Annotated in this window: 15 protein-coding genes; 11 read left to right on the top strand and 4 right to left on the bottom strand. The window is 75.0% G+C overall.

Annotated elements, in window-relative coordinates; genetic code table 11:
- Positions 1 to 2: 2 nt before the first annotated feature.
- Complete coding sequence (locus RM555_RS12700; protein WP_311411925.1) at positions 3 to 629, bottom strand: copper resistance CopC family protein; 627 nt, start codon at positions 627 to 629, stop codon at positions 3 to 5.
- 243 nt (positions 630 to 872) lie between these two features.
- Between RM555_RS12700 and RM555_RS12695 the strand changes: the two genes are divergently transcribed.
- Positions 873 to 1,523, top strand: coding sequence for a hypothetical protein (locus tag RM555_RS12695; protein ID WP_311411924.1), 651 nt, complete (start codon positions 873 to 875; stop codon positions 1,521 to 1,523).
- 43 nt (positions 1,524 to 1,566) lie between these two features.
- On the opposite strand, the gene RM555_RS12690 is transcribed toward RM555_RS12695, so the two are convergent.
- Positions 1,567 to 2,493, bottom strand: coding sequence for an NADP-dependent oxidoreductase (locus tag RM555_RS12690; protein ID WP_311411923.1), 927 nt, complete (start codon positions 2,491 to 2,493; stop codon positions 1,567 to 1,569).
- A 36-nt stretch (positions 2,494 to 2,529) separates the two neighbouring features.
- Positions 2,530 to 2,877, bottom strand: a complete 348-nt coding sequence (locus RM555_RS12685; RefSeq protein WP_311411922.1) for a hypothetical protein — start codon at positions 2,875 to 2,877, stop codon at positions 2,530 to 2,532.
- Positions 2,878 to 3,102: 225 nt separating this feature from the next.
- On the opposite strand from RM555_RS12685, the gene RM555_RS12680 reads away from it, so the two are divergent.
- From RM555_RS12680 to RM555_RS12645, 8 genes are all read left to right on the top strand, one after another.
- Positions 3,103 to 4,293 (top strand): sensor histidine kinase, encoded by a 1,191-nt coding sequence (locus RM555_RS12680; RefSeq protein WP_311411921.1) that lies wholly within the window; start codon positions 3,103 to 3,105, stop codon positions 4,291 to 4,293.
- A 16-nt stretch (positions 4,294 to 4,309) separates the two neighbouring features.
- Positions 4,310 to 4,978, top strand: coding sequence for a response regulator transcription factor (locus RM555_RS12675; protein WP_311411920.1), 669 nt, complete (start codon positions 4,310 to 4,312; stop codon positions 4,976 to 4,978).
- Between the two features lie 3 nt (positions 4,979 to 4,981).
- Positions 4,982 to 6,370 (top strand): PucR family transcriptional regulator, encoded by a 1,389-nt coding sequence (locus RM555_RS12670; protein ID WP_396888753.1) that lies wholly within the window; start codon positions 4,982 to 4,984, stop codon positions 6,368 to 6,370.
- Positions 6,371 to 6,448: 78 nt separating this feature from the next.
- Positions 6,449 to 7,618: an acyltransferase domain-containing protein gene (locus RM555_RS12665; RefSeq protein ID WP_311411919.1), complete on the top strand. Its 1,170-nt coding sequence runs from the start codon at positions 6,449 to 6,451 to the stop codon at positions 7,616 to 7,618.
- A complete protein-coding gene (locus RM555_RS12660) occupies positions 7,615 to 8,559 on the top strand; it encodes a beta-ketoacyl-ACP synthase III (protein WP_311411918.1) in 945 nt (314 codons plus the stop codon). Before RM555_RS12665 ends, RM555_RS12660 begins: the two co-directional genes overlap by 4 nt.
- Positions 8,560 to 8,642: 83 nt before the next feature.
- Complete coding sequence (locus tag RM555_RS12655) at positions 8,643 to 8,882, top strand: acyl carrier protein (protein WP_007072348.1); 240 nt, start codon at positions 8,643 to 8,645, stop codon at positions 8,880 to 8,882.
- 2 nt (positions 8,883 to 8,884) lie between these two features.
- On the top strand, positions 8,885 to 10,111 hold the full coding sequence (gene fabF / locus RM555_RS12650) for a beta-ketoacyl-ACP synthase II (protein ID WP_311411917.1): 1,227 nt from the start codon (positions 8,885 to 8,887) through the stop codon (positions 10,109 to 10,111).
- 10 nt (positions 10,112 to 10,121) lie between these two features.
- Positions 10,122 to 11,561, top strand: a complete 1,440-nt coding sequence (locus tag RM555_RS12645; protein WP_225852393.1) for an acyl-CoA carboxylase subunit beta — start codon at positions 10,122 to 10,124, stop codon at positions 11,559 to 11,561.
- Positions 11,562 to 11,619: 58 nt separating this feature from the next.
- On the opposite strand, the gene RM555_RS12640 is transcribed toward RM555_RS12645, so the two are convergent.
- Positions 11,620 to 11,838, bottom strand: coding sequence for a hypothetical protein (locus RM555_RS12640; RefSeq protein ID WP_311411916.1), 219 nt, complete (start codon positions 11,836 to 11,838; stop codon positions 11,620 to 11,622).
- An 89-nt stretch (positions 11,839 to 11,927) separates the two neighbouring features.
- Here RM555_RS12640 and RM555_RS12635 point away from each other — a divergent pair, with 89 nt between their 5' ends.
- The gene (locus tag RM555_RS12635) at positions 11,928 to 12,827 is read left to right on the top strand and encodes a helix-turn-helix domain-containing protein (protein WP_311411915.1); all 900 of its coding nucleotides are present in this window, start codon (positions 11,928 to 11,930) and stop codon (positions 12,825 to 12,827) included.
- Positions 12,828 to 12,901: 74 nt separating this feature from the next.
- Entirely contained in the window at positions 12,902 to 13,552 is a 651-nt protein-coding gene (locus RM555_RS12630; protein WP_311411914.1) for a lipoprotein, read from the top strand.
- Positions 13,553 to 13,558 lie beyond the last annotated feature (6 nt).

Genomic DNA, 13,558 nt, shown 5'->3' with positions numbered 1-13,558 from the left:
GGTCAGCGGCGGGCCGAGCGGCGGCGCAGCAGCAGGCCGGCGGCGAGGGCGGCGAGGAGAAGCACGCCGCCGAGCGCCCACAACCAGCCGCGTCCGGCCGCGGCGTCGCTCTCCCTCGCCGCGGGCACCGCGGACCCCGGCGTGCCCGCGCCCGTCGGGTCGGGCGCGGCCGAGGTCGGCGCGGCGCCGGACGAGGGCGGTACGGCCGACGCCGGGGCGCTCGGGCCGGCGGTGCCCGCGCCCGTCGGCGACTCGGCGGGGGTGCCGGTGGTCAGGGTGAACCGCACCTCGCCGGAGACCGGGTGCCCGTCGCTGGACGCCAACTGATAGCCGACGATGTAGAGCCCCGCCCGGCCCGGCTTGAACGGGACGCTCACCCGCGAGCCGGAGTAGGCCGGCGCGCCGCCGAGCGCGGCCACGTTGTCCGGACCGGTCACTGTGATCTTCGTCGTATTCGGGTCCGCCTTCGCCAGGAAACGCAGCTCGATCCGGGACGGCGCCTCGGCCACCCGGGCGCCGTTACGCGGATCACTGCCGGTCAGCGAGTTGTGGGCGGCCGCCGGCGCGGCCGGCAGCACCAACGACACACCGATCGCCACGCCGACCACCACTGGCCAGGTGCGCGCCATCCGTGGGAACCTGCCCCCCATGAACCCCTCCGTAAAGGTACGATCCGCCCGCTGATCCACGGCTACCGTTCATTGGTCGGGCCGGGATCACAGATAGTTCCAATTACTGTTCCACGAGCTGCAACCGATCGACGTTCTGCGCAGTCTTGAGGGTGGCACCCTGCACGGGTTCGGTCACCCCCGTCAGCCAACCAACGCGTGACCTGCAGCAAGCCATCCATCGAACGGGGCGAGGAGGCGGCGATGGTCCGAACGATGCGGCGGCTGGTCGCGGTGTTGGCGGGCGGGCTCGCGGCGGCGGTCCTGTCGCTCGGTTCCGCCGGGACGGCGACGGCGGCGCCGAAGACCCCACCGGCCGGAGTGGAGATCACCGGGCATGGGCTCGCGGAACCGCTGCGGCTGCGCGCGGAGGCCCAGCCCGCGCACGTGGTGGCGGTCATCGACCAGGTCAACTTCCTCGGCCGTACGGGGCAGCCCAAGGGCCCGAAGGCGGCCGACCTCGGTCCGAAGTACACGGTCGTGGTGTTCGCCGGTGACGTCGCGAAGCAGACGTACGACCTCTACCCGAAGGCGGTCGGCGGGCCGCGCGTCTTCCGCCCGGCCAAGCAGCCGGACGCCCGCAAGACCTCCGCGGGCTGGTTCCTCGGCCGGCTCAACATGTCGGAGACCCTCCGCACGGCGGGTGTGCCGCTGGAGCGGCAGTTCGACACCGTCAGCGGGGGCGTCGGCGGCGGCGAGCGGGTCATCCCGGAGGACGCCCTCAACCCGGCCAAGGACATCGACGAGGCGCTCGGCGAGTTGCAGCGGCTGCTGCTGCTCAACGTCGCGGTGGTGCTGGTCATCACGTCGGGGCTCGCCGGGATCGCGCTGCTGGTCCGCCGCCGCACCCGCTGAGCCCGCCGCCGGCGCCCGCCGGACGGCCGGCCCCGGGCGGGGGTCAGATCTCCAGGACCACCTTGCCGCGGACGTGCCCCGCCTCCACCAGGCGCTGCGCGTCCGCCGCCTGCGCCAGCGGGAACGTCCGTTCGACGTGGACGGTCAGCCGGCCGGCGTCCACCAGCCCGGCGAGCATGCCCAGGTCCACGGTCGACGGCTTGACGAACAGATAGCTGCCGCCCAGCCGGGTGACGTGCTCCGGGTCTGCCGTCGAGATCAGCCGCGCGGGACGGGTGATCAGCTCGGCCGACACGTCGAGCGCATCGCCGCCGAACAGGTCGAGCACCACGTCCACCCCGTCGGGCGCGACCGCGCGGACCCGGTCGGCCAGCCCGTCGCCGTACGCGACCGGCTCGGCGCCCAGCGACCGGACGAAGTCGTGGTTGGCCGCGCCGGCCGTGCCGATCACGCGGTCGGCGCCGAACGCGCGGGCGATCTGCACCGCCAGGTGGCCCACCCCGCCGGACGCCCCGTGCACCAGCACCGTGTCGCCGGCGCCGGTGCGGGCCGACTGGAGCGCCTGGTACGCCGTGAGGCCCGCCAGGGGCAGGCCGCCCGCCTCGGCCCAGGACGCCCGCACCGGCCTGGCCGCCAGCGCCCGCTCGGGCGCCGGGACGAGTTCGGCGTACGTGCCGTACTGGATGTGGTCGCGACGGACGTAGCCGACGACCTCGTCGCCGACGGCGAACCCGGTCACCGCCGGCCCGACCGCCTCGATCACCCCGGCCGCGTCCCAGCCGGGGACGAGCGGGAAGTGACCCGGGATCGCACCGGCCAGGTGTCCTTCGCGCACCTTCCAGTCGACCGGGTTCACCCCGGCCGCCCGGACCCGTACGAGCACCGTGTCCGGGCCGACCGGCGGGACGGGCAGGTCCCGGACCGTGAGCAGGTCGGCCGGGCCGTACGTGTCGATCGCGATCGCCTTCACACCGGTCACGCTAGCGGTCGGGCGGCGTCGCCGTGGTCAGCACCAGCGGCGTGGCGGCCGCTCGCGGCGGGTGCCGCGCTGCCGGGGGCGAACCGGGCCGTGCTGGTGCGCGCCGGCCCAGCCGGGCAGGTCGCTGCGGCAGCCCGGGGCCGCCGCCAACTCGGCCTCGCCGGTCGGAGCCGGTTCCGCGACGCGCTGCCGGGGCACCGTGACGTCGTCCTCGGGACGCTCGGGACGCTCGGGCGCGCGGGCCGGGTGCTCCGGCGAGTGGGCCGGGAGCCCTCCGGGCAGCCGGCGGTGCTTCGCTGCCGCCTGCTGCTCGTGGTGGCCCGGCCGGCAGGGCTCGCCCTGGGCGCAGCCGTGCTCGGCCTCCCCGTGCGCCATCGGAGTCTCCTCACGCTCGCCCCGCCCGCCGGGGTCGCTCCGACGGGCCCTGTCACCGTACTGGCCGGCACCGACGCCCCACCCGACTCCCCCACCGCCCCCGCCCCCTTCCTCGCGATCATGGAGTCGTGGTGGGGATTTCGTACGCCGGTGCAGCTTTCGTCCCCCACCACGACCGCATGATCGGCGGAAACGGGCGGGGTGAGGGTGTGGTGGGATCGGGGGGTGCGGGCGGCGGGGTGGGTCAGGGCCGGGACGGGCGGGCGGGACGTCGTGCTGGCGTGCGCCTCCCTGGTTGGCGGGGCGGTCCTGTACGGCCTGGGCACGCAGCCGCAACTGTCCTGGCACCCGGACCTGCCGGAGCCGCTGTTCCTGCTGCCGCTGGCGGTGGTCTGCACGGCGGTGGGCCTGCGCCGGGTCGCCACCCGGGTCAGCCTGGCGCTCGGCACGGTGGCGGTGCTGGCCGACCTCGCGATGGGCGGCTCGCTGGCCACCGTCCTCGTCTACACCCAGGTGCTCTACGACGCGTGCGTGTTCGGCTCGGCCCGGACCTGGCGCCGGCTGCTCCAGGTCACGATCGGGTTGAGCGTCCTCGGCACGGCGGTGGGGGTGCTGCTGAGGGGCGACTGGCGGGGCGTGGGCATCGGGGCGCCCGTGGTGCTGGCCGGGGTGCTGCCGGTGCTCACCGGGATCAGCGTGCGGCAGTACCGGGACCAGGCGGTCGCCGAACGGGCCCGGGCCGAGCAGACGGCCCGGCTGGTGGAGCTGGACCGCCGGCAGGCCGTCGGCGCGGAGCGGGCCCGGATGGCCCGGGAGCTGCACGACGTGGTCGCCAACCACCTGAGCGCGGTGGCCATCCACGCCACGGCCGCGCTCTCCGTGCCCGGGCTCGACCGGTCGCAGGTCGAGTCGGCGCTGCGGGTGATCCGGGAGAGCAGCGTGCAGGGGCTGGGCGAGATGCGGCAGATGATCGGCCTGCTGCGGGAACCGGCGGAGGGCGGGGCCGCCGTCGACGCCACCGACGAGACGACCCGGGCGCGGCTCAGCGAGGTCGACGCTCTCGTGGACCGGGTGCGCGCCGCCGGGCTGACCGTCCGGGCGACCCGGCGCGGCGAGCCCCGCGCGCTGCCGGTCGGGGTGGACCTGGCCGCGTACCGGATCGTGCAGGAGTCGCTGACCAACGCGCTCAAGCACGGCGCCGGCGAGGCCGACCTGCTGGTCGCGTACGAGCCGGCGGGGGTGGTGGTGGGCGTGGAGAACCCGGTCGGCGCCGGCCGGGGCACGCTGACCGGCGCGGGCGCCGGCCTGATCGGGATGCGGGAGCGGGCGGCGCTGCTGAACGGCCGGTTCGCCGCCGGCCCGGCGGGGGGCCGCTGGCGGGTACGGGTGGAGCTGCCGACGGAGGTGGCGCCGTGAGGGAACGGGGCGTGGCATGGCCGAGGTGATCCGGGTGCTGCTCGCCGACGACCAGTCGGCGGTGCGTGCCGGGCTGGCGCTGATCCTGGCCGGGGCGGCCGGCGTCGAGGTGGTGGGCGAGGCCGAGGACGGCGCCGAGGCGGTCCGGCTGTGCCGGGAGCTGCGCCCGGACGTCGCGGTGCTGGACGTGCGGATGCCCCGGCTGGACGGCATCTCGGCCACCCGGGAGATCGCCGCCGACCGGCTCGCCGACGTGCTCGTGCTCACCACCTTCGACGTCGACGAGTACGTCTTCGGGGCGCTGCGGGCCGGCGCGGCGGGCTTCGTCCTCAAGGACATCGACGCGGCGGGGCTGGTGGCGGCGGTGCGGACGGTCGCCCGGGGCGAGGGGTTCATCGCCCCGGCGGTCACCCGCCGCCTGATCACCGAGTTCGCGGCGACCGCCCCCACCACCTCCGCCGCGACCCGGCAGGCGGTGGACGCGCTGACCCCCCGGGAGCGCGACGTGCTGGCCTGTCTCGGGCTCGGCCTGTCCAACCAGCAGGTCGCCGACCGGTTGGCGATGGCCGAGAGCACCACCAAGACCCACGTCAGCCGGATCCTCGCCAAGCTGGACCTGCGCAGCCGGGTGCAGGCCGCCATCCTGGCCCAGGAGCTGGGACTGCCCGTCCCGCCGCCGGCCTGACGGCTGTGGGCCCCGTCACCACGACGGGCGGCCCGCCCGGGGCCACGGCAGGCTGGCAGCCCGGGGCGCAGCGGGCCGGGGCACGGCGGGCCGCCCGGCGCGGAGGCGCAGGTCGGGGCGTGTCAGGCTGGGGCGGTGAGCGAGCCGGGCGGGACGGAACTGTCGGCCACGCTGCGCCGGATCGAGCGGGCGGCGGGGGCGCTGGCCAGCGCCAGCGTGGCCCGGATGGACGAGACGCTGCCCTGGTTCCGCGACCTGCCGCCCGACCACCGCTCCTGGGTGATGCTGGTGGCCCAGGCCGGCGCCCGGTCGCTGGTGCAGTGGCTACGCGACGGCGGCGGCACGGCGGACAGCACCCAGGAGGTCTCGGACGAGGTCTTCGCCACCGCGCCGCAGGCACTCGCCCGCTCGATCAGCCTCCAGCAGACCGTCGCGCTGGTGAAGGTGATGATCGACGTCGTCGAGGAGCAGGTCTCGCACCTGGCGGCGAAGGGCGAGGAACAGCAGTTGCGCGAGGCCGTGCTGCGGTTCTCCCGGGAGATCGCCTTCGCCGCCGCCCGGGTGTACGCCCGGGCCGCCGAGTCGCGTGGCTCCTGGGACGCCCGGTTGCAGGCGTTGCTGGTGGACGCGCTGCTGCGGGGCGACTCGCCGGACGTGCTGGCGAGCCGGGCGGCGGCGCTCGGCTGGGCGGACGCCCCGCCGGTGGCGGTGGCGGTCGGCCGCTCCCCCGGCGGGGAGGTCTCCGCCGTGCTGCACACCGTCCACCGGCAGGCCCGGCGCATCGGCACGGAGGTGATCGGCGGGGTGCACGGCGACCGGCTGGTCATCGTGCTGGGCGGCGCCGCCGACCCGGTCGCGGCCACCGGCAAGCTGCTCGGCGCCTTCGGGGACGGGCCGGTGGTGGTCGGTCCGGCCGTGCCGAGCCTGGACGAGGCGACCGAGTCGGCGCGCGCCGCGCTGGCCGGTTTCCGGGCCGCACCGGCCTGGCCGACCGCGCCCCGGCCGGTGCCGGCGGACGACCTGCTGCCGGAGCGGGCGCTGGCCGGGGACGCGGAGGCGCGCCGGCGGCTGCGGCACGACGTCTACGCCGCGCTGGTGCGGGCCGGCGGGGAACTGCTGGAGACCCTCGACGCCTTCTTCGCGGCCGGCGGCACGCTGGAGAGCGCCGCGCGGTCCCTCTTCGTGCACCCGAACACGGTGCGCTACCGGCTGCGGCGGATCTCGGACGTCACCGGCTTCTCGCCGCTCGCGGCGCGGGACGCCTTCGCGCTCCAGGTGGCCCTCACCGTCGGCCGGCTCGATCCGGTGGTCCCGGTGGTACCAACTCAGACAATGACCCCGAGTGCCGGTAAAACGCCACACACAGGTGATGATCGCCGCCGATTTTTGTAGGAACCCTCCAAAGGTTCTAGTGCGGTTTGGTCGGGGGCGGCACAGCGCTACCCGCGCGTATCCGGGAGAGTCATAGGGGTGCTCGCCGTACTCTCACCCGGCCAGGGTTCCCAGAAACCCGGCTTCCTGACTCCCTGGCTGGACCTCACCGGCGCCGAAGCACGTCTGCGCTGGTGGTCGGCGCTGGCCGGGGTCGACCTGGTGCACCTCGGCACCGCCGCCGACGCGGACGAGATCAGGGACACCGCGCGGACCCAGCCGCTGCTGGTCGCCGCCGCACTGCTGGCCGCCGAGCACCTGCCGATGTACGACGTCACGCTCACCGTCGGCCACAGCGTCGGCGAGCTGGGCGCGGCGGCGCTCGCCGGGGTGCTCCCGGCGGAGGCGGCGATCACCCTGGCCGGCGTACGCGGGCGGGAGATGGCCGCGGCCTGCGCCCTGGAGCCGACCGGGATGGCGGCCGTGCTGGGCGGGGACCCCGAGGAGGTGCTCGCCTCGATCGTCGCGCACGGGCTGCACCCGGCCAACCGCAACGGCGCCGGCCAGTTCGTCGCCGCCGGCTCCGTCGAGGGGCTGGAGAAGCTCGCCGCCGAGCCGCCGGCGAAGGCCCGGGTGATCCGCCTGAAGGTGGCCGGCGCGTTCCACACGCCGTACATGGCCCCCGCCGAGACGGCGCTGGCCGCCGTGGCCGCCGGGATCACCCCGACCGACCCGGCCCGGATCCTGCTGTCGAATCTCGACGGGACCGCGGTCAACCACGGGCGCGACATGGTGCAGCGCCTGGTCCGCCAGGTCACCGCGCCGGTGCGCTGGGACCTCTGCATGCGTACCCTGGCCGACCTCGGGGTGACCGGCGTGATCGAGCTGCCCCCGGCCGGCACCCTCGCGGGCCTGGTGAAGCGGGAGCTGAAGGGGGCCGGGGCCCCCGAGGTGGTCACCCTCAACACCCCCGACGACCTGCCCGCCGCCCGGGACCTGATCGCCCGGCACGGCATGGCTCCGGGCCACGAGCCGACCATGCAGTTCCGCGTGGTGGTGGCCCCGTCGGCCGGCACCTTCGAGCCGGCGCGGGAGCTCGCCGAGGGCGACACGCTCCGCGCCGGCCAGGTCGTCGGCCACGTGGCCACCCGGCAGGGCCCGGTCGAGGTGACCGCGCACGGCAGCGGCGTACTCACCGAGTGGCTCGCCCACCACGACGACCCGGTCGCACCGGGCCAACCGCTCGTCCGCATCGGAGGTCACGCATGACCGGCAGTCGGATCGTCGCGCTGGGGCACTACCAGCCCTCCCGCGTGGTCACCAACGACGACATCGCCCAGTTGGTCGAGACCAGCGACGAGTGGATCCGGGACCGGGTCGGCATCGTCACCCGGCGGATCGCCGACGGTGAGACGGTCGCCGACATGGCCGCCGCCGCCGCCGGCAAGGCGCTGGCCAACTCCGGGCTCACCGCCGCCGACATCGACCTGGTCGTCGTGGCGACGTGCAGCTCCGCCGACCGCAGCCCGAACGTGGCCTGCCGGGTCGCCGCCAAGCTCGGCATCACCGCGCCCGGGGCGTTCGACCTCAACACGGCCTGCTCCGGCTTCGCGTACGCGCTGGGCACCGTGGACCACGCCATCCGGGCCGGCGCCTCGCGCAACGCCCTGGTCATCGGCGCGGAGAAGCTGTCCGACATCGTCGACTGGACGGACCGCTCCACCTGCATCATCTTCGCCGACGGCGCCGGGGCCGCCGTGGTGTCGGCCGTCGGCGAGGGCGAGCCCGCCGGCGTCGGCCCGGTGGTCTGGGGCTCGGTGCCGGAGAAGGGCGACGCGGTACGCATCGAGGGCTGGCGCCCATCCATCCAGCAGGAGGGGCAGTCGGTCTTCCGCTGGGCCACCACGGAGCTGGCGCCGCTGGCCCGGCAGGCGTGCGAGCGCGCCGGGGTCGACCCGTCGGAGTTGGCGGCCTTCGTGCCGCACCAGGCCAACGCCCGGATCATCGACGGCATCGCGAAGCGGCTCGGCATCCCGAACGCGATCATCGCCAGGGACATCGTCGAGTCCGGCAACACCTCGGCGGCGAGTGTGCCGCTGGCCCTGTCCAAGCTGGTCGAGCGGCGGGAGGTGCCCTCCGGCGCCCCGGTGCTGCTCTTCGGTTTCGGCGGTGGCCTGACCTACGCCGGTCAGGTCGTCCGCTGCCCCTGAAAGCCCCTCCGGCCGCTGTGCCGGGGAGTGACGGCCGGCGTCGTCGGCCGTCGAATGATCCACGATGAGAGGAACCAACCGCAATGACCCGTGACGAGATCACCGCCGGCCTCGCCGAGATCCTCGAAGAGGTTGCCGGGGTGAACCCGGACGACGTGGCCGAGGGGAAGTCCTTCACCGACGACCTGGACGTCGACTCGCTCTCCATGGTGGAGGTCGTGGTGGCTGCCGAGGAGAAGTTCGGCGTCAAGATCCCGGACAACGAGGTGCAGAACCTGAAGACCGTCGGGGACGCCGTCAGCTACATCGAGGCGCAGTCCTGATCATGGCTCACACCGACGTCGTCGTCACCGGGCTCGGCGCGACCACCCCGCTGGGCGGGGACGTCGCGTCGACCTGGGACGCCATGCTCGCCGGCCGCTCCGGGGTGGGTCCGCTCACCCAGGAGTGGGCCGAGCAACTGCCGGTCCGGATCGCCGCCCGGCTCGCGGTCGAGCCGACCGGCCTGATCGACCGGGTCAAGCTCCGCCGGCTCGACCGTTCCGAGGCGATCGCGATCATCGCGGCGCAGCAGGCCTGGGCGGACTCCGGCCTGGCCGACTCCGGGCTGGACCCGGAGCGGCTGGGCGTCAGCGTCGGCTCCGGCATCGGCGGCGCGCTGACGCTGCTCGCCCAGGACGACATCCTGGAGGCGTCCGGCCCGCGGCGGGTCTCCCCGCACACGATCCCGATGCTGATGCCGAACGGCCCCGCCGCCTGGGTGGGGCTGGAGCTGGGCGCGAAGGCCGGGGTGCACTCGGTGGCCAGCGCCTGCGCGACCGGCGCCGAGGCGATCGCGCTCGGCATGGACATGATCCGGGCCGGCCGGGCCGACGTGGTGGTGGCCGGCGGCACCGAGGCGGTCATCCACCAGCTGCCGATCGCCGGGTTCAGTTCGATGCGGGCGATGTCGACCCGCAACGACGAGCCGGAGCGGGCCTCCCGGCCGTGGGACAAGGGCCGCGACGGCTTCGTGCTGGGTGAGGGCGCGGGCATCGTGGTGCTGGAGCGGGCGGAGCACGCCGCCGCCCGGGGCGCCCGGGTCTACGCCCGGCTGGCCGGCGCCGGACTCACCTCCGACGGCTACGACATCGTCCAGCCGCACCCGGAGGGCGAGGGCGCGATCCGGGCGATCGCGAAGGCGATCGCGGACGCGGGTGTCGCCAGGGCGGACATCGTGCACGTCAACGCGCACGCCACGTCGACCCCGGTCGGGGACGTCGCGGAGATCACCGCGCTGCGCGCGGCGCTGGGTGACCACCCGGTGCTGACCTCGACCAAGTCGATGTCCGGTCACCTGCTGGGTGCGGCGGGCGCGCTGGAGTCGATCGCCACCATCCTGGCGATCCGCGACGGTGTCGTACCGCCGACGATCAACCTGGAGGACCCCGACGACGGGCTCAGCCTGGACGTGGCCGCCAACGAGGCGCGCCACATGGACATCCCCGCCGCGCTGAACAACTCGTTCGGCTTCGGCGGGCACAACGTGGCTCTCGTCTTCACGCGGGCCTGAGACCACAGCCATGGAGGCTCACGTGACCACCACCGCCGTTGGCGTGGACGCATCGTCCGTCGCGGACCATCGGGATCCGGAGGTTCGGCTCCGGGCGTTGTTCGACGCGGGTTCGTTGCGGCTGTCGGTGCCACGGGACACCTCGGGTGTGCTGTGGGCGCGCGGTGAGGTCGAGGGCTCGCCGGTCGTCGCATACGCCACGGACGCGACGCGGATGGGCGGGGCGATGGGCACCGAGGGGTGCCGGCACGTCGTGGACGCGATCGACACCGCGGTGCGGGAGCGGGTGCCGGTGATCGGGTTGTGGCACTCGGGTGGTGCGCGGTTGGCCGAGGGCGTGGTCGCCCTCGACGCGGTGGGTCAGGTGTTCGCGGCGATGGTGCGGGCCTCGGGGCGGGTACCACAGATCTCCACGGTGCTGGGCCCGGCGGCCGGTGGCGCCGCGTACGGGCCGGCGCTGACCGACATCGTGGTGATGAGCGGCGCGGGCCGGATCTTCGTGACGGGCCCGGAGGTGGTCCGCAGCGTCACCGGCGAGCAGGTCGACATGGCCCGCCTCGGTGGGCCCGAGCCGCACGGCCGCCGCTCCGGGGTGGTCCACGTGACCTGCGCCGACGACGAGACGGCGCTGGCCGAGACGCGCAAGCTCGCCGCGCTGCTCGGCCGGCAGGGGCGCCTGTCGCCCGACGACGTGTCCGCCCAGGACGAGGGGGGACACGACCTGACGGCGAAGATGCCGGTCGAGACGAACCGGGCCTACGACGTCAAGCCGGTGGTGAAGGCGCTGCTGGACGCCCCCGGGGTGGAGCTGCACGCCAAGTGGGCGCCGAACGTGGTGACCACCCTGGGTCGCTTCGCCGGGCGTACCGTCGGGGTCATCGCGAACAACCCGCTGCGCCTGGGCGGCTGCCTGGACGCCTCCAGCGCCGAGAAGGCCGCCCGGTTTGTGCGCATGTGCGACTCCCTCGGCGTGCCGCTGATCGTCCTGGTCGACGTCCCCGGCTACCTGCCCGGCCTGGGCCAGGAGTGGGACGGCGTCGTCCGCCGGGGCGCGAAGCTCCTGCATGCCTTCGCCGAGGCCGTCGTGCCCCGGGTCACCCTGGTCACCCGCAAGGCCTACGGCGGGGCGTACATCGCGATGAACTCCCGCTCCCTGGGCGCCACCGCGGTGTTCGCCTGGCCCAACGCGGAGGTCGCGGTGATGGGCGCCGGCGCCGCCGTCAACATCCTGCACCGCAAGAAGCTCGCCGCCGCCCCGGCCGAGGAGCGCGAGGCGCTGCGCGCGCAGCTCGTCGAGGAGCAGACCCGCATCGCCGGTGGCGTCAACCGGGCCCTCGAGATCGGCGTCGTCGACGACGTGATCACCCCGGCCGAGACCCGCCGCCGCATCGCCGAAGCCCTCGCCGCCGCCCCGGCGGCCCGGGGCGCGCACGGCAACATCCCGCTGTAGCCGCACACACCGTCGCAAGGGCCCGCGCTCAGCACGAGCGCGGGCCCTTGCGCGTCGTTCAGCCCCGGTTGCGGGGATGCTGGCGGGCGGTCCGCTCGTTGCCCCGGCGGTAGTTCCCGGTCCACCGGGCCATCACGAGCTGCGGGTCGCCGTCGACCTCGGCGAGAAACTCCGCCGCCCGGCCACCGCGCAGGGTGCCCGCCGCCCGGCCGTGGTGGGTGATGACCACCGTGCCGTCCGGCCGCTCGACGTACGTGAAACCCTCTGCTGTCCCCATGGGCGCACAGGGTGCCAGGTGGGACGGCCGAGGGCGACCCGGTTTTCCCGCTTGACCCTCCAGCGGCTGGAGACAGGAGGCTCATCCACGTGGCCGACCGCACCGACCTGTTCACCATCGGGCAACTCGCCCGCCGGACCGGCCTGTCCGTCCGGACGATCCGCTTCTGGTCCGACCTCGACCTGCTCCCGCCCACCGCCCGGTCCACCGGCGGCTACCGCCTCTACGACGCGGCGGCCGTGGCCCGGCTGGACCTCGTCCGGAGCCTGCGGGAGCTGGGGATCGGCCTGGACGACGTCCGCCGGATCCTCCAGCGGCGGACGAGCGTCCGGGAGGTCGCCCAGGCGCACAGCCGCGCCCTGGACGCGGAGATCCGCACCCTGCGGCTGCGCCGGGCGGTGCTGCGGTCGGTCGCCCGACGTGGCAGCACGACCGAGGAGTTGAGACTGATGAACGACCTGGCCCGCCTCTCCGCCCGCGAGCGGCAACGGATCATCGACGAGTTCGTCGCCGAGGTCTTCGGTGGCGTGGAGCCCGGTCCCGAGGGCGACGGGCTGGCCCGGGCGATGCGGACGCTCCCCGCCGACCTGCCCGACGAGCCCACCGACGAGGAGGTGGACGCCTGGGTCGAGCTGGCCGGTCTGGTCGCCGACCCCGCCTTCCGGCTACGGGTACGGGCGATGGCGGTGGCCGGGGCGGCGGCGACGTCCCCGCCGCCAGCGATGCCCTCCGTCGAGCCGGCGCGCGCCGCGCTCGCCGCCGGGATCGCCCCGGACTCCGGGCGGGCGCGGGCGGTGCTCGACGAGATGGTGGATCCGGGGCTGTCCCGCGCCGAACGGCTCGCGCTCGCCGACGGCATCGCGACCTTCACCGACCGGCAGGTGGAGCGGTACTGGCAGCTGATCGGGGTGCTCAACCGGCGGCCCCCGTTCCCGCCCGCGGTGCCCGCCGTGGAGTGGCTGGTGGCCGCCCTGCGTGCGGCACCGTAGATCAACCGGATTGACGCCGCAGCTCGGCGCCGCTTTGATGTGCCGGCTCTCGTCGTCAACGGGGAATGGACACCATGCAACGTCGTACCCGCGCCGCCGTGCTCGCGGCGCTCACCATCGGACTGACCGGCGGCTGCGCCGACGGGAAGGAGGCACCGTCGGCCGGTGGCTCCCCTTCGGCCTCGCCGAGCGTCACCGCCTCCCCGGTGACCCCCGGCCCGCCCTGGCACGACGAGGTGGTGGCGGCTCCCGCCGGGACCACGGTGGGCGGCAAGGGCACGCCCTGCGAGCTGCCGGTCACCTTCTCCGTGCCGGCGAAGTGGAAGGTCGAGGCGGTGAAGGGTTCGGCGAAGTTCGGCGAGCCCCGCCTCGGCAAGGCCCTCATGCTGTGCGAGATCGACGCCCGGCCGACCGGCTCCACCGGGTTCCTGCGGGTGTGGCGGGTCGACGGGGTCGCCGGCGGCGCACAGGCGCACCTGAAGTACTTCCTCGACGCCTACGCGCCGAAGACCACGGACGCGGTGTACCGGCGGGTGAAGGCCGGCACCGTCGACGCCGTCGAGGCGAGCTACCCCAAGAAGGACGGCGGCACGGTCCACGACCGGGCCATCGCGATCTCCTCCCTCTACGGTCCGATCGTGCTGAGCCTGGACACCTCGGACCCCGTGGAGCTGCTGCCGGCGTACCAGTTGGTGAAGCAGTCGGCCCGGATCAACCGGGACTGACGCGGC

Source organism: Micromonospora reichwaldensis, from assembly GCF_031845925.1.
GTDB lineage: Bacteria > Actinomycetota > Actinomycetes > Mycobacteriales > Micromonosporaceae > Micromonospora > Micromonospora reichwaldensis.
Note: the sequence above shows the minus strand (reverse complement) of the source record. Positions and strands in the feature narration are given on the sequence as shown.